The organism is Tabrizicola aquatica (assembly GCF_002900975.1).
GTDB lineage: Bacteria > Pseudomonadota > Alphaproteobacteria > Rhodobacterales > Rhodobacteraceae > Tabrizicola > Tabrizicola aquatica.
In genome coordinates, this window is record NZ_PJON01000004.1 from 109,469 (window position 1) to 128,285 (window position 18,817).

Genomic DNA, 18,817 nt, shown 5'->3' on the forward strand with positions numbered 1-18,817 from the left:
CGCTACTCCGCCGGCTGGATGACGGGGGCGGCAAGGGGTGCAGCGATGCGCCCGCCCTTCCGCGCCAGGTGGAACAGGACGGCGATATAGGCGGCCAGAAGCGCAAGGTAGATCGCGACATAGGCCAGCAGCGTCGTCAGGACCATGCCGCCCGCGATGTCGCCCACCGCCTCCTCGACCGTCAGGACGCCCTGCACCAGCCAGGGTTGGCGGCCGATCTCGGTCGTGTACCAGCCGGCAAGCGTCGCGCCCCAGCCGGCAAAGGTCATGCCGGTCAGGCCCCAAAGATAGGGACGCGGCAGGTTGTCGGCCCCGCGCCGCCACATCATCCAGGCCCCGGCCCAGCTTGCCACCAGCATCAGCATCCCGATCCCGACCATGATGCGGAAGGACCAGAACACCGGGGCGACGGGCGGGTGCATCACGGTGCCATCCTCGGCCACAAAGTCGTTAAGGCCCGGCACCTCGCCCGCGGGGTCATGCTTCAGGATGATCGAGGCCAGCGAGGGGATGCCGATCTCGTAATGGTTCACCCGCGCCGCCTCGTCCGGCAGGGCGAAAAGGAGGAGGGGCACGTTGCCGCCCGTCTCCCAGTTGCCCTCCATCGCGGCCACCTTCTGCGGCTGATGCTCCAGCGTGTTCAGCCCGTGCATGTCGCCGGCCAGGATCTGCACCGGGATCAGAAGCGCGCCCAGGATGACGCCAAAGCGCAGGCCGGTCGCGACCTCTGGCTCACGGTCGCCGCGCAGCCAGCGCCAGGCGGAAAGGCCCGCGATCAGGAAAGCGACGGTCAGGCCGCTGGCCAGCAGCATGTGGGCCAGCCGGTAGGGCATCGAAGGATTGAAGATGATCGCCCACCAGTCGGTCGCATAGACCACGCCATCGCGCAGTTCATGGCCCGCCGGGGTGTGCATCCAGCTGTTCAGGACCAGGATCCAGAACGCGCTCATCGTCGTGCCGAAGGCGACCAGGAACGTGGCCAGCGTGTGCAGCCAGCCCGGCACCTTGCTGGCGCCGAACAGCATGATCCCCAGGAACACGGCCTCCAGGAAGAAGGCGGTCATGATCTCATAGGCCAAGAGCGGCCCGGCGACGTTCCCGACGGTCTCCATGAAGCCGGGCCAGTTGGTGCCGAACTGGAAGGACATGGTGATGCCCGAGACGACGCCCAGCGCAAAGGACAGGGCAAAGACCTTCACCCAGAACAGATACAGGTCCATCCACTTGCGGTCGCGGGTGCGGTTGAACCGGACCTTGAAGAACAGAAGCGCCCAGCCAAGGGCGATGGTAATGGTGGGAAAAAGGATGTGGAATGAGATGTTTGCCGCGAACTGAATACGCGAAAGCAGCAGGGTGTCCATGATCCGCTCCGTTGGGTCAAAGCGAAGGTAGGATTGCGCGGCCAGACTGTTAGGGGGCTGCGACGGGCTGCCCTATGCGACAGCCTGTCCCAGTTGTGCCGGGTGGGTGGGCACATTGCCCACCCTACGCCCGTGCCCCAGGCCCCCGCCGGTCGGACTTGCGCAAGGGCGTAGGGTGGGCGGTATCGCCCACCTTACCGTGCCGTCCAGTGGACCCCGGCCGGAGGGATCGAGACCCCACCCCATTCCGCCGGGACCGGGTTGTAGTTGAACAGGAAACGGTGCGTGGCCGTGTCGCGGCGGCGCAGCCCTTCGGGCAGGGGGTCGCACTCGATCCCCTCGGCGGCGCAGGCCCGGCCCAGGATGCGGGCCAGCGCCGCATCGTCCGGCCAGCCGCCCAAGTAGTGCAGCTTGCCCACCGCCACCAGCGCGGGCCAGCCGTCCTCGGCCGTCTCGACCACCTCGGCCCGGCCCTCCAGCTTTTCGCGCCAGTTCACCAGCGCCCCACCCAGGGCCAGGGGCACGGGAACGTCGGGCGGCAGACTTTCGACCCGCGCCACCACCGCGTCCAGCCCCGGCAAGGCCGGCGGCAGCGGCACCGGGATCGCGAAATCCGCGGTCTTGGAGTTTGTCCGCGGTCCCAGGATCGCCGTGCCGCCAAACCCCGCCAGCGCGGCTTTCAACGGCGCAGCCAGAGTGAATAGCCCCGGCGCCAGCACCAGCTTGTAGCCCGACAGGTCCGCCGTATCGGCAGGCAGGATATCCACGTTCAGCCCCAGCCGGCGGAGGCCCTTGTAGACATGGAACACCAGCCAGAAATAGCTGAAGCTGCGTCCCTGCGGCTGGATGCTCCACGCCCAGTCCGAGGCATAGTCGAACACCAGCGCCACATCCGCCCGCGCCGTCCCCACCTCGGGCATCGCGGCCAGTTCCTGCAGCACCTGTTCCGCCTCGGCAAAGGCCTGCGCGGGGGCGCTGTCGGGGCGCAGAAGGCCCGCGTGCATCTGCTCTTGCGCAAAGGGCGCCTGGCGCCAGCGGAAATAGCACACCGCCTCGGCCCCGTGGGCAAAGGCCTCCCAGGCCCAGAGGCGGGCCATGCCCGGCAGGGGATCGGGGTTGTAGGGCGCCCAGTTCACCGGGCCGGGCTGCTGTTCCATGATCCACCAGCGGCCCTTTCCCACGGCGCGGTAAAGGTCGTGGTGGAAGGCCTGGAAATCAGGGTCGCCCTGCCGGACGAAGCGGCGCTTGTGCTCGGCATCCGCGGGGATGCGGTCCGAGAGGAAGCCCAAGGGGTAGCTGTCCCAGGACGCGATATCCAGGTCGTCGCCCACGTCCCAATGGTCGAACTCGGTGATCGCGCCCATGAAGTTGTGCGCGACGGGGGCGGCCGAGTGCTTGCGGATGATCTCTACCTGCAGCTTGTTGAAGGCGCGCACCTCGTCACTGGCGAAGCGGCGGAAGTCCAGGACATGGGACGGGTTCGGCTCGCACACCGTCAGGTTCGGCAGGCCGATCTCGCGGAAGTCGCGGTATTCCATCGACCAGAACACGTTGCCCCAGGCCCGGTTCAGCGCGTCGGGCGACTGGTACTTCTGCGCCAGCCAATCCTGGAACGCGGTCTTCGCGGCCTCGGAATAGGAAAGCGTCGTCTCGTTGCAGGCATATTCGTTGTCGGTCTGCCAGGCGGCCACATGCGGGTTCTTCCCGTAGCGTTCCGCCAGCGCGGTGACGATCTTCGCGCATTCGGCGCGGTAGCCCTGGTGCGAGAAGTCATAGTGCCGCCGTGACCCGAAGACCTTTTGCCGACCCTGGGCGTCCACCGGCAGCATGTCGGGGTGACGGTCGATCATCCAGCGCGGCGGGGTGGCCGTGGGCGTGCCCAGGACGACCTTCAGCCCGCGCGCGCCCAAGGTCTCGATCGCGCGGTCCAGCCAGGCCCAGTCATAGCGCCCCGGCTCGGGTTCCATCCGGCTCCAGGCGAATTCGCCGATCCTGACCCAGGTCAGGCCCAGACGGGCCATCCGGGCGGCGTCCTCGGCCCATTGCGCCTCGTTCCAGTGTTCGGGGTAGTAGCAGACGCCAAGCGTTCTTTTCATGTGATGACCTGGGGTTCGGGAAGGCCCTTGGCGACGCCGGGGAATGCGAAAAGCTGGCCCGAGGCCGGATGCTTCGCGCGCGCCTCGGCGTCCATGTGTTCAAGGGCGGTGGTGATGAATAGCGTGGAAAGGTCGGGGCCACCAAAGGCCGGGCAAGAGGATTGCGGCGCATCCGGGGTTTCCACCGCCTGCACAAAACTGCCGTCGGGGGCATAGCAGGCCACCCGCCCCGCACCCCATTGCGCGTTCCAGAACCGCCCCTCGGCGTCGATCACCGCTCCATCGGGGTTCAACCCGGCGCGGGCCAGGTCCAGCCAGACCTCGGGCTCGCCCACCGGCCAGCCGGCCGTATCCAGCGCGACCTTCATTACCTGCCCTGTCGCGGTGTCCGAGAAATGCGCCGCCCCATCCAGCGTGAAACAGATCGAATTCGGGATGGTCACACCCTTGAAAAGCTGGCGCAATTCGCCGCGATACCAGCGCCAGATCGCGCCTGCGCCCTTCTCGGCCTTCTTGCCCATCGTGCCGAACCAGAAGCCGCCCTGCCGGTCGGCCCGCCCGTCGTTCGACCGCGTCTCGGCCGAGCCCGCCAGCGCCACCACCTGCCGCGCCTCGGTCGTCAGGTCAAAGCGGTACAGCCCGGATTCCGAGGCGATCAGCAGCTCATCCCGGCTGATCCAGCCGGCGGCCGAGACGATCTCGGGGAAGGTCCAGGACCGTGTTTGCGAATGAAGCGTCCGGTTCAGGATGTCGAACCAATACAGGTCCTCACGTATGGGATGCCACAGCGGGCCTTCGCCTAGTTCACAGGGGCGCGCGTCATGGATCATGCGAATACCGCGTCATGGGCCGCGACGATCTGGACCGCGCGGGCGTGGATTTCGTCGGTGGACAGGCCCGGCGTATACAGCGCCGTGCCGATGCCAAAGCCGCTGGCCCCGGCCTTGACCCAGTCGCCAAAATTGGCAGGCCCCGCCCCGCCGACAGCATAGACCGGCAGGTCTTTCGGCAGGACGGCGCGGATCGCCTTCAACCCCTCGGGCCCGATCAGGCTGCCGGGGAACAGCTTCAGCCCCGTGGCCCCGGCCTTGATTGCCGCGAAACATTCGGTGGGCGTCATCACACCCGGCCAAGAGGCCATGCCGTGCGCCCGGCCGGCAATGATCACGTCCGGGTCGCAGTTGGGCGAGACGACAAGGCTGCCCCCTGCCGCTTTCACCTGCCCCACCTGATCGACGGTCAGGACGGTGCCGGCCCCGATCTCGGCGTCCGGCACGGCAGCAGCCATGGCGGTGATCGAGGCGAAGGGGTCGGGAGAGTTCAGCGGAACCTCGATCCGGGTGATCCCGGCGGCGACCAGCGCGCGGGCGGCGGCGGCGGCCTCGGCCGGGGTGATCCCGCGCAGGATGGCGATCAGGTTGCGGTGCTGGGTCATCGGGCTGCCTCGGTCTGGGGGGCAAGCGAAGCAAGGCCCGCAAGGGTGCAATCGGTGGCGTTCAGGCGTTGCGCCTCGACCCCTTGCGCGGCAAGGGCGCGGGCATAGGCGGCTGACAGTTTCTCGGCCCCGATCAGGGTGACGCGCTGGCCAAGCCAATAGGGTTTCGCGGCCGCCAGTTCGGTACCGATCAGCAATCCCGACAGCCTTGCACGGGCGGCTTGCGGCGACAGCCCGGCGATCAGCCCCTCGGCCCGCAGCGAGAAAAGCCGCGCGCCAAGGCGTTCGGGGCGCGACAGCGCATCGCCGACGCCGGTGTCAAAGGCGGTATCGTCCCAGCCCTCGCCCTGCATCCCGTGGCGCAGGACGGATGCCTCGGACAGCAGCGCGAACATCTCGCCTGTCATGAAGGTCTGAAAGCTGACCACCTCGCCCGCGCTGATGTGGACCCATTTGGAATGGGTGCCGGGCAGGCAGAAAACGCCGTCATAGCCGGGCAAAAGCCGCAGCGCGCCGGCGATCTGGGTTTCCTCGCCGCGCATCACGTCGGCGGGGCTGGTCTGTTTCAGGCCGGGCGCGATGGACACCCGCAGGCGCGGGTCGGTGGTAGGCGCCATCACCTGCGCCGCGCGGTCCAAGGGGGTGCAGGGGACGCTGCGATAAGGTGCCTCGCACCAGCCCTGGCGGCTGCCGACCATGCCGCAGGCCACGACGGGCGGGTGCGCGCCCAGCCACGGCCCTATCAGACGCAGCAGCGCAGGCTCGAACCCATCACGCGGAAGTTTGCCCATCCCCTCGTCGCTGGTGGCTTCGGCCAGGACCCGGCCATCCGACGCCATCGCCCAGGCGCGCAGGTTCGAGGTGCCCCAGTCGACGGCGATCCATGCGGGGTTCGTAGTCATGCCGAGATATACCCCCCGTCCAGGATCAACGTCTGCGAGGTCATCATCCGCGACGCCCCCGAGGCCAGGAACAGCACCGCCCCGGCCATGTCTTCCGGCTGGATCGGGTCGGGGATGCACTGCCGCGCCAGATGCGCCGCAAGGCTGTCCGGGGTCACCCACATCTCTTTCTGCCGCTCGGTCAGCACCCAGCCGGGCGCGATGGCGTTGACGCGGATGCGGTCCCGCCCGAACTCTCGCGCCAGGGTGCGGGTCAGGCCGACGATCCCGGCATTGGCGGTGATGTAGGCAGCATAGCCCGCATCCGCCATCATGAAGCTGATCGAGGAGAAGTTGATGATGCTGCCCCCGCCGGCCTGCTTCATGCCGGGGATCACGGTCTGGCAGGCAAAGAAATAGGACCGCAGGTTGACCGCCATCGACCAGTCCCAGAAGGTCTGGTCGGTTTTCAGCGTCTCGTGCCGCTGGTCGTTCGCGGCGTTGTTCACCAGCACGGTGATCGGCCCATGCACCTGCGCCGCCGTGGCCAGCGTCAGCTGCAACTGATCGGTGACCCCGATGTCGCAGGGCAGGAACAAGGGGCGGTTGCCCGTCGCCTGTTCCATCCGGTCGCAAAACGCCGTCGCGTCCGAGCGTTGGCAGAACGCCACCCGCGCGCCCTGGCGCAGGAACGCCTCGGTCAGCGCGGCCCCGATGCCCGAGCCGCCGCCGGTGATGAACACCGAGCGGTTCTTCAGGTCGGGAAAGACGGGATCGGTCATGCTTTGCGTCCTTCGACGACCCACATCGTGGCGGGCCAGGCTACCGGCAACAGGATGCCGCGGGTCATCAGGGCTTGGCCGGTCAGCGTCAAGGGGGCAGCTTTCATCGCGGTGGGGCCGCGCGACTGGCGCGGGGCGTCCTCGGGGTTGGTCAGGGTAACCGTGTAGCGCGCCCCGGGTTCCAGCCCCGCCAGCCGCAAGGGCCGCGGCAGGATCTGCCGGCTGGTTTCCGCCTGACCGGCAAAGACGACAAAGCGGTCGCCCGCGGCCGAGACCTGCATCTCGGCCGTCACCGCCGGATCGTCGCTGTCCAGCCGCAGGATCGTGCCCGCCATGGTCCAGTCGCGGTTCGCCTTCCACCAGGACGTCACACGCCCCAGGGTCAGCGCCTCGTCCTCGGTCAACTCGCGCAGGTCCATCTCGAAGCCCATGTGCCGCTGTGCCGCGACCCAGGCGCGGAAGGCCATCGGCAGGACGCGCCCCGAGGTATGGCAATGGCGCGGCCCGACATGGCTGCCGGTCACCGCCGCAGGCAGGAACAGCGCCGCGTCGTGCTGGATGCGCAAGCGTTCCAGAGCGTCGTTGCTGTCGGAAAGCCAGACCCGATGCGTCCGCGCCAGGATGCCTGCGTCGATCCGCCCGCCACCCGAAGCGCAGCTTTCGATCTCGACCCCCGGATGCGCCACACGGAGGCGGTCGATCAGGTCATAGATCCCCCGCGTCTGGGCGGCATCGACCACCGGCAACAGCCGGTTGTGGTCCCATTTGATATAGTCGATCGGATATTCCTGCAGGATGGCCGAGACCTGCTGGAACAGGTTCTCCCGCACCTCGGGCAGTGCCAGGTTCAGCACCATCTGCTGCCGCCCGGTGATCTGGTCCCGTGGCCCCAGCATCCAGTCCGGATGCGCGCGGAACAGGTCCGAGTCGGGGTTCACCATCTCGGGTTCGAACCACAGCCCGAACGTCATGCCAAGCGAGTGAACATGCCGGATCAGCGGATGCAGCCCCTGCGGCCATTTGCGCCGGTCCATCGTCCAGTCGCCAAGCGAGGAGGTATCGTCGTCCCGCCGCCCGAACCAGCCATCATCCAGCACGAACCGCTCTGCCCCCAAGGCGGCGGCGCGGGTGGCGATTTCGGCCAGAGTGTCCAGCTTGTGGTCAAAGTAGACCGCTTCCCAACAGTTGTAATGCACCGGGCGCGGGCGCGCGGCGTCGGGCCACTGCACCACCCGGTCGCGGAGGTCGCGCTGGAACGCGGCGCCAAGGCCGTTCAGCCCCTGGCTCGAACAGGCGACGATCAACTCGGCCGTTTGGAACCGGGTTCCGGGTTCCGTCTCGGCCCCGAGGGCATGGCCGAACTGGACCTGACGGCGGCCGTCCGGCAATTCCTCGGCCACCATCCGGTGCCCGCCGGACCAGGCGTAATGCAAGGCCAAAGCCGCGCCGGCCGTGTTGGTGCAGCCCTCGCCCGCCAGGATCAGATAGGGCGGATGTTCGTGGCCCGAGCGGCCGGTCCGCGCCTCACGCAGGCGGATGCCGGGGGCCCAGGGGGTGCGGATCAGGTGGAACTCGCCGATCCATTTGCCGTGGACGTCGATCATCTCGCCCTGCTGCGGCGCGGGCAACACGGGGGCGGCCAGCCACTGCACGCGGATCGGGCGGTCGGACTGCAACGTGGTTTGCAGGGTAATGACCCCAGTATCTTCCGCGCGCAGGTGGTGCGACAGGGTCAGCCCCTCGGCCCGGCTGTGCAGGGTCAGGCGGCCCGGCGCGGCTTCGGCCCGGTCAAAACGGAAGGCGGGCAGCAGCGGCGTGCCGTCCGCCTCGGCCAGCATGTGGCCCGGCTGGCCCTGGAAAGCCCGCCCCGGCTCGGGCGACAGGCTTAACGACGGCAGCTTGTCCAGCATCCCGCCGGTGATGTCGTTTCGCGCGGCAAGGGCAAGCTGGCCCAGATCCTCGGCCTCGGGCAGGGACGGCCCCCAATAGATGACCTCGGGAATCCCGCCTTCGGTGGCAAGGGCGATGGTCTGCCCCTGCGTATCAATGCGCCAGTGCATTACTTCACGGCTCCAAGAGTAAGCCCGGCGATGAAGTGCTTCTGCATCAGGAAGAACATCGCGACAGGGGGAAGGGCGGCCAGGATCGACCCCGCGCTGACCAGGTGCCACTGGGCGATCCATTGGCCGTTCAGGCTGGAGAGGCCGGCGGTGATCGGCTGGCTGTCCACCCCTTGCGTCAGGACCGTGGCCCAGAAGAAGTCATTCCAGATGAAGGTAAAGACCAGCACGCTAAGGGCCGCAATCGCGGGGCGCATCAGGGGCAGGACGATGTACCAGAAGATGCGCCATTCGGTGACGCCCTCGACGCGGGCGGCCTCGATCAGCTCGTACGGCAGGGCCTTGATGAAATTCCGCATGAAAAGGGTGCAGAACCCGGTGTTGAAGGCGATGTGGAACAGCGCGAGGCCATACCAGGTGTCGTACATCCCCAGTTGCAGTGTCATGTCGCGGACAGGCACCATCAGGATCTGGAACGGGACGAAATTCCCGGCGACGAACATGAAGAACACCAGGATGTTCGCCCTGAACCCGTAGACCGCCAGTGCGAACCCCGTCATCAGCGACAGGCTGACCGCGCCGATCACCGTGGGGATCGTCACCCAAAGTGAGTTGATCATGTACTGCCCTATGGGCGTTTCGGTGAAGATGAAGATATAGTTTTCCCAGGCAATCCCCGAGGGCATCCCGAAGTAATTGCCCTGCGCCAGATCCGACGCCGGGCGCAGCGAGGTGAGTGCGACGCCTAAAAGCGGGAACAGCCAGACGAGCAGGGCGATGGGCAGCGCCACGGCATAAAGCCACTGCGCGGCGGTCGAGGATTTCTGGATCGGACGCGGGAACATCTCAGCGCTCCTTCTCGTCGCGCCACATCTTCCAGATGAAGCCCGAAATGAAGATCATCATGATGGCGAACAGGACGACGGCAATCGCCGCGCCATAGCCCATGCGGAAGCCGAACTCGCCCAGCGCCATCTCGAACATGTAGTAGGACAGGACGCGGCTTGATCCGAACGGCCCGCCGGTCGTCATGATCGACACCAGGTCGAACGACCGCAGCGCGCCGATCACGGTGACGATGACCGCGATGAAGGTGGCAGGCCGCAGTTGCGGCAGCACCACATACCACAGCATCCGCCAGCCCTTGGCCCCATCCAGCCGCGCCGCCTCGATCTGGTCGGGGGCGACGTTGTTCAGGCCCGTCAGGTACAGGATCATCACATAGGCAATCTGCGGCCAAAGCCCGGCGACGATGATGCCGTAGGTGACGAGGTCCGGGTCGGCAAGGATCGCGGTGCCTTTGCCCGTCAGCGATTCCGTCAGCAGGTAGAAGAGGCCAAAGTTCGGCGCATAGAACCAGGCGAAGATCAGGCCGACGACGACCTGGCTGATCACGAAGGGGAAGAAAAAGAGCGACTTGTAAAGCCGGATGCCGGTGACGGTCTGGTTCAGGAAAATCGCGATGAAAAGGCCGATGGGAAGGGCCAGCATGTACAGGACCAGCCATTTCAGGTTGTTCCACAGGCTGGTCTCAAACGCCGGGTCGGTCATCAGCTCGGCATAGTTGCGGGTGCCGACGAAGGTCCCGGTGAACTCGCCATCCTGGTTGTAGAGGCCGTTCCAGTCATAGAACGACAGCGTCACGCTCTGGATGATCGGCCACAGCACATAGACGCCGAACATGAACAGCCCGGGCGCCAGGAACAGCCAGGGCGCGATGGTCCTCTGGTTCCAGCGTCTCGCCGCCTGCGATGCCTGTGCCATGTCACTCCCCCCGGAAACCGAAAAAGGCGCCCCCCGCAAGGGGAGCGCCCGTTAGCCTTGGATCACTGCGGGAACAGGCGCGTGCGCGTCGCTTCCAGCTGGGTCAGGATCTCTTCCAGCGCCTCGGGCTGCACCAGGAACCGCTGGAAGCCTTCCATGCCGGCCTTGGCATATTCAGCGTCCGCGTCGCGGTCCCAGAACTGGGCGATGCCGCCCGTCGCGGTGGACAGCGCCTCGAAGCCCGCCGTCAGGAACGGATCGTCCGCCGGAACGGTCGCGTTCTTGTTGGTCGGGAGCTGGCCAACAGCGGTGTTCCACTTGGACTGCGCTTCCGGGCTGGCCATATAGGCCAGGAACGCCTTGGCGTCCTCGGGGTTCTTCGCGCCCGAGGTCAGGTGGATCGTGTCGGTCGGCGCTTCCTCGGCCCGGGCGATACCCGCGGCGATCTCCGGGAACACCATGAAGCCCAGGTTGTCGTTCGTCATCCCGCCTTCCTTGAAGACGCCGACGGCAAAGTTGCCCATGACATAGTTGGCAGCCTTGCCCTGCACGAACAGCGCCGCCGCATCCTGCCAGTCGATGGCGGCATGGTTCTCGGTGACATAGGGCTGCAGCTTGCCCAGGTTCTCGAACACGGCGCGCGCTTCGGGCGAGGTCCACGAGATCTTGCCGGCAGCAAGATCGCTGTGGAACTGATAGCCGTTGGTCCGCAGGGACACATAATCGAAGATCCCCGCGACCGGCCACAGCGCCGACGAGCCGGTGGTCACGCAGTCGATGCCCGCAGCCTTGAACTTCTCGCAGTTCGCCAGGAAGGTTTCCCAGTTCACGCCTTCCGGTCCCGGCACTTCAACGCCAGCAGCGGCGTAAGCGTCGCGGTTATAATAGATGCCCCACTGATAGTACGTGTAGGGGATCGCATACTGCTTGCCGTCGATGGTCGACGACGGGACCGACGAGGCCAGCGATTCCATCAGGCCGTTGTTCGCCCAGACGTCCGAGATATCGGCAAACAGACCGGCCTCGACGAAGGGACGCATCCGGTTCGCGGCATACCAGTTGGCCAGGTCCGGCGCATCGGCGGTCAGGAAGTTGCGGATCGCGTTCTTGTAGGCTTCGTGGTCGAAGTTGGTCAGCTGGACGTCGATCTCGGGGTTCGCGGCCTCGAAATCGGCGATCAGGGCTTCGGCGGCGGCCAGCGGAATCGGGTCATAGTCCGCGTTCCAGGTGACGACGCGCTTGTCCTGCGCGAAGGCCGAGGTGGACAGCAGCAAAGCCGCCCCGAGCGTCAGGGCGCCCGTCAGTTTGTGAACCATGGTTTCCTCCCGTTTGGTTTCACTATTTGAAACTTAGTCTTGAATATTGAAAACTATGTCGGCTATCGTTATCCCTGTCAACAAGGACGTTCCAAGGAGGGGACGATGGGGGCCGAGGGGCACGCGGACGGAACCGTCGGCAAGGCGCTGGATGTGCTGGACATGGTGGCCAGCCATGGCCGGCCCGTGCGCTTTTCCGATTTGCTGACGCAATCCGCCTATCCCAAGGCCACGCTCTACCGGCTTTTGCAGACGCTGACGCATCAGGGGATGCTGACGCTGGACCCTGACACCGGCACCTATGCGCTGGGCGTGCGCCTTGTCCGGCTGGCCCATGCCGCCTGGGCGCAGTCCTCGCTGGCCCCGATCGCGCGGCCCTATCTTGATGAATTGGCACGCGAAACCGGCGAGACGATCCATCTGGCGCAGATGGACCTGGGGCAGGTCTTGTATGTCGACAAGCGCAACGCCGCCCGGCCCGTCGAGATGTTCGCGCAAGCGGGCAAGGTCGGCCCGGCCTATTGCACCGGGGTCGGCAAGGCGATGCTCGCCTACCTGCCGCCGGACGCATTGGAGGCGGCGCTGGCACGCCAGTCCTTCCACCGCCACACGCCGCACACGCTGGCCAGTCGCGAGGCGCTGCTGGCCGAGCTTCAGGCGATTCGCAAACGCGGCCACGCCTGGGACGCCGAAGAGCATGAGGCGGGAATCATCTGCTGCGCCGTCCCGATTCTGTCGCGGCAGGGCCGGGTGATGGGGGCCTTGTCGGTCACCTCGACCACGGCGCGGACGACGCTGGACGCCCTTGGGGCGCAGGCACCGATGATCAAGGACATCGCGGCGAAGATCGCCGCCGAAGCGGAAAGCTGGCGCTTTCCGGAACAGGTTTAAGGGGAGGAACACATGACCGGAGTGACGCTGGAATCCGTCGTCAAGCGATACGGCGACGTGCAGGTGATCCATGGGGTCGACCTGAAGATCGAAGATGGCGAGTTCTGCGTCTTCGTCGGCCCGTCAGGCTGCGGGAAATCGACGCTTCTGCGCATGATCGCGGGGCTGGAGGAAACGTCCTCGGGGGCCATCCGCATCGGCGCGCGGGACGTGACGCATATCGACCCTTCGGAACGCGGGGTGGCGATGGTGTTCCAGACCTACGCGCTTTATCCGCACATGACGGTGGCGGAAAACATGGGCTTTGGCCTGAAGATGACCGGCCATCCCAAGGCCGAGATTGACCGCAAGGTCGCCGAGGCCGCCCGCATCCTGAAACTGGAACCCTTGCTGGCCCGCAAGCCCAAGGCCCTGTCGGGTGGCCAGCGCCAGCGCGTCGCCATCGGGCGGGCCATCGTCCGGGGGCCAGAGGTGTTCCTGTTCGACGAACCCTTGTCGAACCTGGATGCCGAGTTGCGGGTCGAGATGCGGGTTGAAATCGCCCGCCTGCACCGCGAGATCGGGGCGACGATGATCTATGTGACCCATGACCAGGTCGAGGCGATGACGCTGGCCGACAAGATCGTCGTCCTGCGTTCGGGCCGGATCGAGCAGGTGGGCAAGCCCCTGGACCTGTATAACGATCCCGACAACAAGTTCGTGGCGGGCTTCATCGGCAGCCCGGCGATGAACTTCGTGGCCGGGGTGGCCCAGGCGGGGTCGGTGGCGGCCAAGGGTCTGGCCGGAACGGTGGCGACGTCGATCGGCCTGCCGGCATCCGGGGCCGATGTGACGGTGGGCCTGCGCCCGCAGCACCTCAAGATCGGGCCGGGCGATACGCACCGGGTGGAATTGACCGAGGCTTTGGGCGGCGTGAGCTACGTCCACCTCACCGCACCGTCGGGCGAAAAGCTGATCGTCGAACGCCACGACCAGGTGAACCTGGAGCCGGGGGCCAAGGTCGGGATCAGCTTCGACGCGCGGGACGCGATGCTGTTCGACCAGGACGGGTTACGGCTGCGCTAAAGGGTCCGCTCGTCGATGACTTCGTCACTCCTCGCTATGGCAACCGCGACGAGAAGACGAAGTCGCACGAGGAGCATCCGTTAAGAATTCCTGAACGAAAAAGCGCAACCCCTTGACCATGCAGGGGTTTGCGCCTTTGTCCACCGTGGACAGGATCAGTGCCCGGCCAGGAATTTCTCGGCATCCAAGGCCGCCATGCAGCCCATCCCGGCGCTGGTCACCGCCTGCCGATAGATGTGGTCCGTCAAGTCCCCCGCCGCGAAGACCCCCGGAACAGCCGTCCGGGTGCTGCCGGGTTCGACCACCACATAGCCCCCGGAGTGAAGGGGAAGCTGGTCCTTCACCAGCTCCGACGCCGGGGCATGGCCGATCGCCACGAAGAACCCATCGCAGGGGATCACCCCCTCTGCCCCGGTCTTCAGATTCTGGACCCGCACCCCGGTCACCCCCAAGGGCGCCTCGGTCCCCAGGATCTCGGTCACGCCGGTGTCCCAGACCACCTCGATCTTCGGGTTCTTGAAGAGGCGATCCTGCATGATCTTCTCGGCCCGGAAACTGTCGCGGCGGTGGATCACCGTGACCTTCGAGGCGAAGTTGGTCAGGAACAGCGCCTCTTCGACGGCGGTATTCCCGCCCCCGATCACCACAACCTCTTTCCCGCGATAGAAGAACCCGTCGCAGGTCGCGCAAGCCGAGACCCCGAAGCCCTTGAACTTCTCCTCACTCGGCAGCCCCAGCCATTTGGCCTGCGCCCCCGTCGCCAGGATCACCGCATCGGCCGTATAGGTCGTCCCGCTGTCCGCCTGCGCGGTGAACGGCCGCTGCGACAGGTCAAGGCTGGTGATATAATCCTGGATCACCTCGGCCCCCATCGCGCGGGCGTGCGCTTCCATCCGCACCATCAGGTCGGGCCCCTGAACCGAGTGGTCGCCCGGCCAGTTCTCGACCTCGGTCGTGATGGTCAGCTGGCCGCCCGGTTGCAGGCCCTGAACCAGGATCGGCTCCAGCATCGCGCGGGCCGAATAGACCGCGGCGGTATAGCCCGCAGGGCCGGAACCGATGATCAGAACCTTGGTATGCCGCGTCTCGCCCATGCTTGCCCCCTGGAAGTCCACGCCCCGATATAGCCAGGGCGGCCGGGGGCGGAAAGCCCCTGCATGGCGGCTTTGCAGGCAGCGCCTTGGCAGAAGGTGAATGTTTTCTTGCGCAAAGTTGAAACATTATTGCGCAAAGGGCCGGCCTTGCTTAAGTAAGGCATCCGAACGGAGGCGCCCCATGGCCGGACACAAGCTTGACCCCATCGACCGTCAGATTCTGGCCGAATTGCAGGCCGACGGTCGCATGACCAATGTCGAGCTGGCAAGCCGTGTCGGGATTTCCGCCCCGCCCTGCCTGCGGCGCGTTCGCGGGCTGGAGGAAACGGGCTTCATCCGTGGCTATCATGCCGACATCGACGCACGCGAGTTGGGGTTCGAAGTCCAGGTCTTTGCGATGGTCCGCCTGAACAGCCAGGCCGAGGCCGACCTGTCGACCTTCGAGGCGCGCTGCCGGGCCTGGCCCCTGGTCCGTGAATGTCACATGCTGAACGGCGAGATCGACTTCATCCTGAAGTGCGTCTCGCCTGACCTGTCGACCTTCCAAAGCTTCCTGACCGAGGAACTGCTGAAGGCCGACCATGTGGCCAACGTAAAGACCAGCCTGGTGATCCGCTGCGCCAAGGACGAGCCTGGCCTGCCCTTTGACGTGCTGGAAGCGCGGCTGGCGAAGAACGCCTAGCGCGAGGCGTCGTGGACCGGGCGGGTTGCCGCCTTCAGCCGCATGGCAAAGCCCTTTTCACCCGAAGCCATCCGCCGCGCGGCGGGCTGCTTGGCAGAAACGCGGGCCGGGCTGCGGGTTTCCTGCGCTTCGGCCACGGCCGCAAGCACCGATACGATCCAGCGCCGCTTGGTCTTCAACTCGATGATCATGCTTTTCCCCGCAGCACGCAGTTCCCCTATGGCGAGACCCTGCCGGGGGAATGCGGCGGCGATGGGGAAAAGGTTGGGACCAAACGGTGCATTTTCATGCCCGTTTGAGCCGCATTATAGCCGTATTGTCGAGATCAGCCGCCCGTAATCCGCCTCGCCCGCATGGGTCGTGCGGCGGAAGGAATAGAACCGCGCGGCATCGCGATAGGTGCAGTGGCCGGTCCATTCGGCATGGCCGACCCCCGCCGCCCGCAGCCGCCACTGGCCATAGCCGGGCAGATCGAACAGCAGCCGATCCCCCTGGCCATTGGCGAAAAAGCGCGTTGTTTCAGGGTCTTCGTCGCGGAAGCGGTCGAAGAATTCCGGCCCGACCTCATAGGCGGCCTGGCTGATCGTCGGGCCAATCACGGCGTGGATATTGGCACGCTGCGCGCCAAGGCGCTCCATCGCGTCGATGGTCGCCTCCAGCACCCCGTCGACCGCGCCGCGCCAGCCGGCATGGGCGGCACCGACCACCCCGGCTGCGGCATCGTGGAACAGCACCGGCTGACAATCCGCCGTCAGCACCCCCAAAAGCACGCCAGGCGTCGCCGTGACCAGCGCATCCGCCTGCGGGCGGTCGGCCAGCGGGCCGGTGACGGGAATCGCATCGGCGGAATGGACCTGATGCACGGTGACCAGCGCCTGCGGGCCAAGGCCCATCGCCTCGGCCACGCGGGTGCGGTTGATGGCCACGATCTCGGCCTGGTCCGACGATCCCGTGCCACAGTTCAGCCCGGCAAAGATACCCGACGAGGCCCCGCCCTTGCGGGTGAAGAACCCGTGTCGCGTGGTCAGGGCGGGCGAGGTGATGATCTCCAGCATCGATTGCATCAGGCGAATCCGGGGGGCAGGGGCGCGCCGGCCCGGGTCAGGGCCAGCATCTTGAACAACGAACCCATTTCTGCCGGATCGGTCAAGCGGGCAAGCGCCGCGCGGTGGCTGTCCAGCGCCGGTCCGGTCAGACTGCGGGCCAGACGCTCGGCGCGGATATCGATCCCGAGGCGCCCCAGGACCTGCCCTTGCGTGGCATAGGCATGGGCCGGGGCCAGCGCAGCCAAGGGCTCGAAATCGACATGGGCGGTCAGATCGGCCTGGCCGGGATGGGCCAGCGGCGGATCGAAGGCATGGCCGCGCAGGGCCTGCAACGTATCGCCGCAGGACCGCCAGCCGCCGTAGTCGATGAAGAGCGCCAGCCCCCCGTGCCGCAGGATCGGGCGCAGCGCGGCCGTGACGGCCTGGTGCGCCGGGGCGCAATGTTCGACCAGATCGCCGGGCCGCGCGGCGCGGAAAGCCGGGGTGTCGGGCACCTGCGGCAGCGGGGCGGAGAGACCAAAGGTAAGTGCGCCGTCCTGCAGGCCGACCAGACGTTCTCGCCAGCCTTCGGGCGAGAGCAGGAACTGCCGGATCGGCAGGGCATCAAGGAATTCATTGGCCACCAGAAAGGTCGGGCGGTCGGGCAGGTCTTCCACCCGGTCGGCCCAGGTGACCACATGGGGGGCCAGCGTCGCGGCCTGCACGTCGCACAGGCGGGGCGAGGCTTCGACCAGCACCGCCCGTGCCGCCGCGTGAAAGCCCGGGACAGCGCGGGTCGCGCGCAGGGCGTCGGCCATCAGCGTGCCACGGCCCGGCCCAAGCTCGGCCAGGGTAAAGGGCGCGGGTGCGCCCTGGTCCAGCCAGGCTTGCGCCAGGGCCAGGCCGAGAAGCTCGCCGAACATCTGGCTGATCTCGGGCGCGGTGGTGAAGTCGCCCGCCGTGCCAAAGGGTTCGCGCGTGGTGTAATAGCCGTGCTGCGGGTGAAGCAGGCACTCGGCCATGTAATCGGCGACCGTGATCGGCCCGCCTTCGCGGATGCGGTCGACCAGAAGTGCTGCCAGCGGGGTCATCTTGCCCGGGCGCGGGCCAGAAACCACAGGCCGGCCGCGATCATCGGCAGGGACAGAAGCTGGCCCATGGTCAGGCCCAGACTGCCGAACTGCACCGCCCAGCCGATCGGATTGCCGGGGCTGACGAATTGCGCGTCGGGCTGGCGGACGAATTCCACCAGGAACCGCGCCAGGCCGTAGCCCACCAGGAACAGGCCCATGATGGCGCCCGGCCGCTTCAACCAGCCGCGGCGGAACGCAAGCCAGGTCAGGACGACGGCCAGCAAAAGCCCCTCAAGCGCGGCCTGGTACAGCTGGCTGGGATGGCGGGCACAGGCCGCGGTTGCGGTGGCGCAGGCCTGCGCAGCCTCGCCGGGGAAGATCACGCCCCAGGGCAGGCTGGTCGGGCGGCCCCAAAGCTCGGCGTTGATGAAGTTCGCCAGGCGGCCCAGCATCAGGCCGACGGGCACCGCAAGGGCAAGAAGGTCGCCCATCGACAGCATCGGAATGCGCTCGCGCTTGCAGAACCACAGGCCCGCGACGACCACCCCGGCAAAGCCGCCGTGGAAGGCCATGCCACCCTCCCAGACCCGGATGATCTGCAGGGGATCGTCCAGATAGGTGCCCGGATCGTAGAAGATCACATAGCCGATCCTCCCGCCCAGGATGATGCCGACAACGGCCCAGGTGAGGAAGCGTTCGACCTGATCGGGGGTCAGCGGTGGCTCACCGGCCCAAAGGCGCGGCGTGCGCACGGCGCGCTGGATGATCCACCAGCCGAACAGGATGCCGGTGATATAGGCCAGGGCATACCAGCGCAGCGCCAGGGTGAAGCCGAAAAGCTCGATCTCGAACAGGGTGGGCGAGATGTCGGGAAAGGGGATCATGCGGGCCTCCGTGCCCCGCGCTTGTCGCGGGCGGGGCGCGTGAAGTCAACCGGCGGGCCATCCGCCTTGCCCCGCCGCGCGGGCGGGGCCATATAAGGGCAAGCGCAAAGGAGGTCCCCATGCAGACCCGCAACAAGTTCTTCGACGACATGAGCCAGCTGATGACCAACGCCATGGGCGTGGCCCAGGGGGCCAAGACCGAGGCCGAGACCGCCTTCAAAAGCATGGTTGACCGCTGGATGGCCGACCGCGATTTCGTGACGCGGGAAGAGTTCGACGCCGCCCGGGCGATGGCCCAGAAAGCGCGCGAGGAGAATGCGGCGCTGGAGGCGCGGATCGCCGCGCTGGAAGCGGCCCTGGCGAAGAAGAAGGGCTGAACGCGGCCCGTCAGCGGTTCCGGTCCGGGAC

19 protein-coding genes are annotated in these 18,817 nt (G+C 66.8%); 4 read left to right on the plus strand and 15 right to left on the minus strand.

Annotated elements, in window-relative coordinates:
• Positions 1-2: 2 nt before the first annotated feature.
• From CXR42_RS15010 to CXR42_RS15055, 10 genes are all read right to left on the minus strand, one after another.
• Entirely contained in the window at positions 3-1,361 is a 1,359-nt protein-coding gene (locus CXR42_RS15010) for a cytochrome ubiquinol oxidase subunit I (RefSeq protein WP_103258398.1), read from the minus strand.
• A 194-nt stretch (positions 1,362-1,555) separates the two neighbouring features.
• Complete coding sequence (locus tag CXR42_RS15015; protein WP_103258399.1) at positions 1,556-3,457, minus strand: beta-galactosidase; 1,902 nt, start codon at positions 3,455-3,457, stop codon at positions 1,556-1,558.
• The gene (locus CXR42_RS15020) at positions 3,454-4,287 is read right to left on the minus strand and encodes an SMP-30/gluconolactonase/LRE family protein (RefSeq protein WP_103258400.1); all 834 of its coding nucleotides are present in this window, start codon (positions 4,285-4,287) and stop codon (positions 3,454-3,456) included. Before CXR42_RS15020 ends, CXR42_RS15015 begins: the two co-directional genes overlap by 4 nt.
• The gene (locus CXR42_RS15025; RefSeq protein WP_103258401.1) at positions 4,284-4,892 is read right to left on the minus strand and encodes a 2-dehydro-3-deoxy-6-phosphogalactonate aldolase; all 609 of its coding nucleotides are present in this window, start codon (positions 4,890-4,892) and stop codon (positions 4,284-4,286) included. The genes CXR42_RS15020 and CXR42_RS15025 overlap by 4 nt, the downstream gene beginning before the upstream one ends.
• Positions 4,889-5,794 carry a 2-dehydro-3-deoxygalactonokinase gene (locus CXR42_RS15030; RefSeq protein ID WP_103258402.1) on the minus strand — a complete coding sequence of 302 codons (906 nt, stop codon included), beginning with the start codon at positions 5,792-5,794 and terminating at the stop codon, positions 4,889-4,891. Before CXR42_RS15030 ends, CXR42_RS15025 begins: the two co-directional genes overlap by 4 nt.
• Positions 5,791-6,555: an SDR family NAD(P)-dependent oxidoreductase gene (locus tag CXR42_RS15035; RefSeq protein ID WP_103258403.1), complete on the minus strand. Its 765-nt coding sequence runs from the start codon at positions 6,553-6,555 to the stop codon at positions 5,791-5,793. Before CXR42_RS15035 ends, CXR42_RS15030 begins: the two co-directional genes overlap by 4 nt.
• Entirely contained in the window at positions 6,552-8,615 is a 2,064-nt protein-coding gene (locus CXR42_RS15040; RefSeq protein WP_103258404.1) for an alpha-galactosidase, read from the minus strand. The genes CXR42_RS15035 and CXR42_RS15040 overlap by 4 nt, the downstream gene beginning before the upstream one ends.
• Positions 8,615-9,460, minus strand: a complete 846-nt coding sequence (locus CXR42_RS15045; RefSeq protein WP_103258405.1) for a carbohydrate ABC transporter permease — start codon at positions 9,458-9,460, stop codon at positions 8,615-8,617. Before CXR42_RS15045 ends, CXR42_RS15040 begins: the two co-directional genes overlap by 1 nt.
• 1 nt (position 9,461) lies before the next feature.
• The gene (locus tag CXR42_RS15050) at positions 9,462-10,379 is read right to left on the minus strand and encodes a carbohydrate ABC transporter permease (protein WP_180996078.1); all 918 of its coding nucleotides are present in this window, start codon (positions 10,377-10,379) and stop codon (positions 9,462-9,464) included.
• A 62-nt stretch (positions 10,380-10,441) separates the two neighbouring features.
• Positions 10,442-11,695 (minus strand): ABC transporter substrate-binding protein, encoded by a 1,254-nt coding sequence (locus CXR42_RS15055; protein WP_103258406.1) that lies wholly within the window; start codon positions 11,693-11,695, stop codon positions 10,442-10,444.
• Between the two features lie 105 nt (positions 11,696-11,800).
• On the opposite strand from CXR42_RS15055, the gene CXR42_RS15060 reads away from it, so the two are divergent.
• Together CXR42_RS15060 and CXR42_RS15065 are read left to right on the plus strand one after the other, a co-directional pair.
• Positions 11,801-12,586 (plus strand): IclR family transcriptional regulator, encoded by a 786-nt coding sequence (locus CXR42_RS15060; protein ID WP_103258407.1) that lies wholly within the window; start codon positions 11,801-11,803, stop codon positions 12,584-12,586.
• A 12-nt stretch (positions 12,587-12,598) separates the two neighbouring features.
• On the plus strand, positions 12,599-13,651 hold the full coding sequence (locus tag CXR42_RS15065) for an ABC transporter ATP-binding protein (RefSeq protein WP_103258408.1): 1,053 nt from the start codon (positions 12,599-12,601) through the stop codon (positions 13,649-13,651).
• 155 nt (positions 13,652-13,806) lie between these two features.
• Here CXR42_RS15065 and trxB read toward each other — a convergent pair whose 3' ends face one another.
• The gene (gene trxB / locus CXR42_RS15070; RefSeq protein WP_103258631.1) at positions 13,807-14,745 is read right to left on the minus strand and encodes a thioredoxin-disulfide reductase; all 939 of its coding nucleotides are present in this window, start codon (positions 14,743-14,745) and stop codon (positions 13,807-13,809) included.
• A 181-nt stretch (positions 14,746-14,926) separates the two neighbouring features.
• Here trxB and CXR42_RS15075 point away from each other — a divergent pair, with 181 nt between their 5' ends.
• Positions 14,927-15,427, plus strand: coding sequence for an Lrp/AsnC family transcriptional regulator (locus CXR42_RS15075; protein ID WP_103258409.1), 501 nt, complete (start codon positions 14,927-14,929; stop codon positions 15,425-15,427).
• On the opposite strand, the gene CXR42_RS15080 is transcribed toward CXR42_RS15075, so the two are convergent.
• The 4 genes from CXR42_RS15080 to lgt all read right to left on the minus strand — a co-directional run bounded on the left by CXR42_RS15080 (position 15,424) and on the right by lgt (position 18,409).
• A complete protein-coding gene (locus tag CXR42_RS15080) occupies positions 15,424-15,618 on the minus strand; it encodes a hypothetical protein (protein ID WP_103258410.1) in 195 nt (64 codons plus the stop codon). The genes CXR42_RS15075 and CXR42_RS15080 overlap by 4 nt on opposite strands.
• 114 nt (positions 15,619-15,732) lie before the next feature.
• Entirely contained in the window at positions 15,733-16,482 is a 750-nt protein-coding gene (gene pgeF / locus CXR42_RS15085) for a peptidoglycan editing factor PgeF (protein WP_103258632.1), read from the minus strand.
• 8 nt (positions 16,483-16,490) lie between these two features.
• Positions 16,491-17,543, minus strand: coding sequence for a class I SAM-dependent methyltransferase (locus tag CXR42_RS15090; RefSeq protein ID WP_103258411.1), 1,053 nt, complete (start codon positions 17,541-17,543; stop codon positions 16,491-16,493).
• A complete protein-coding gene (gene lgt, locus CXR42_RS15095; RefSeq protein ID WP_103258412.1) occupies positions 17,540-18,409 on the minus strand; it encodes a prolipoprotein diacylglyceryl transferase in 870 nt (289 codons plus the stop codon). Before lgt ends, CXR42_RS15090 begins: the two co-directional genes overlap by 4 nt.
• A 59-nt stretch (positions 18,410-18,468) precedes the next feature.
• Between lgt and CXR42_RS15100 the strand changes: the two genes are divergently transcribed.
• Positions 18,469-18,786, plus strand: coding sequence for an accessory factor UbiK family protein (locus tag CXR42_RS15100; protein WP_146038085.1), 318 nt, complete (start codon positions 18,469-18,471; stop codon positions 18,784-18,786).
• Positions 18,787-18,817 lie beyond the last annotated feature (31 nt).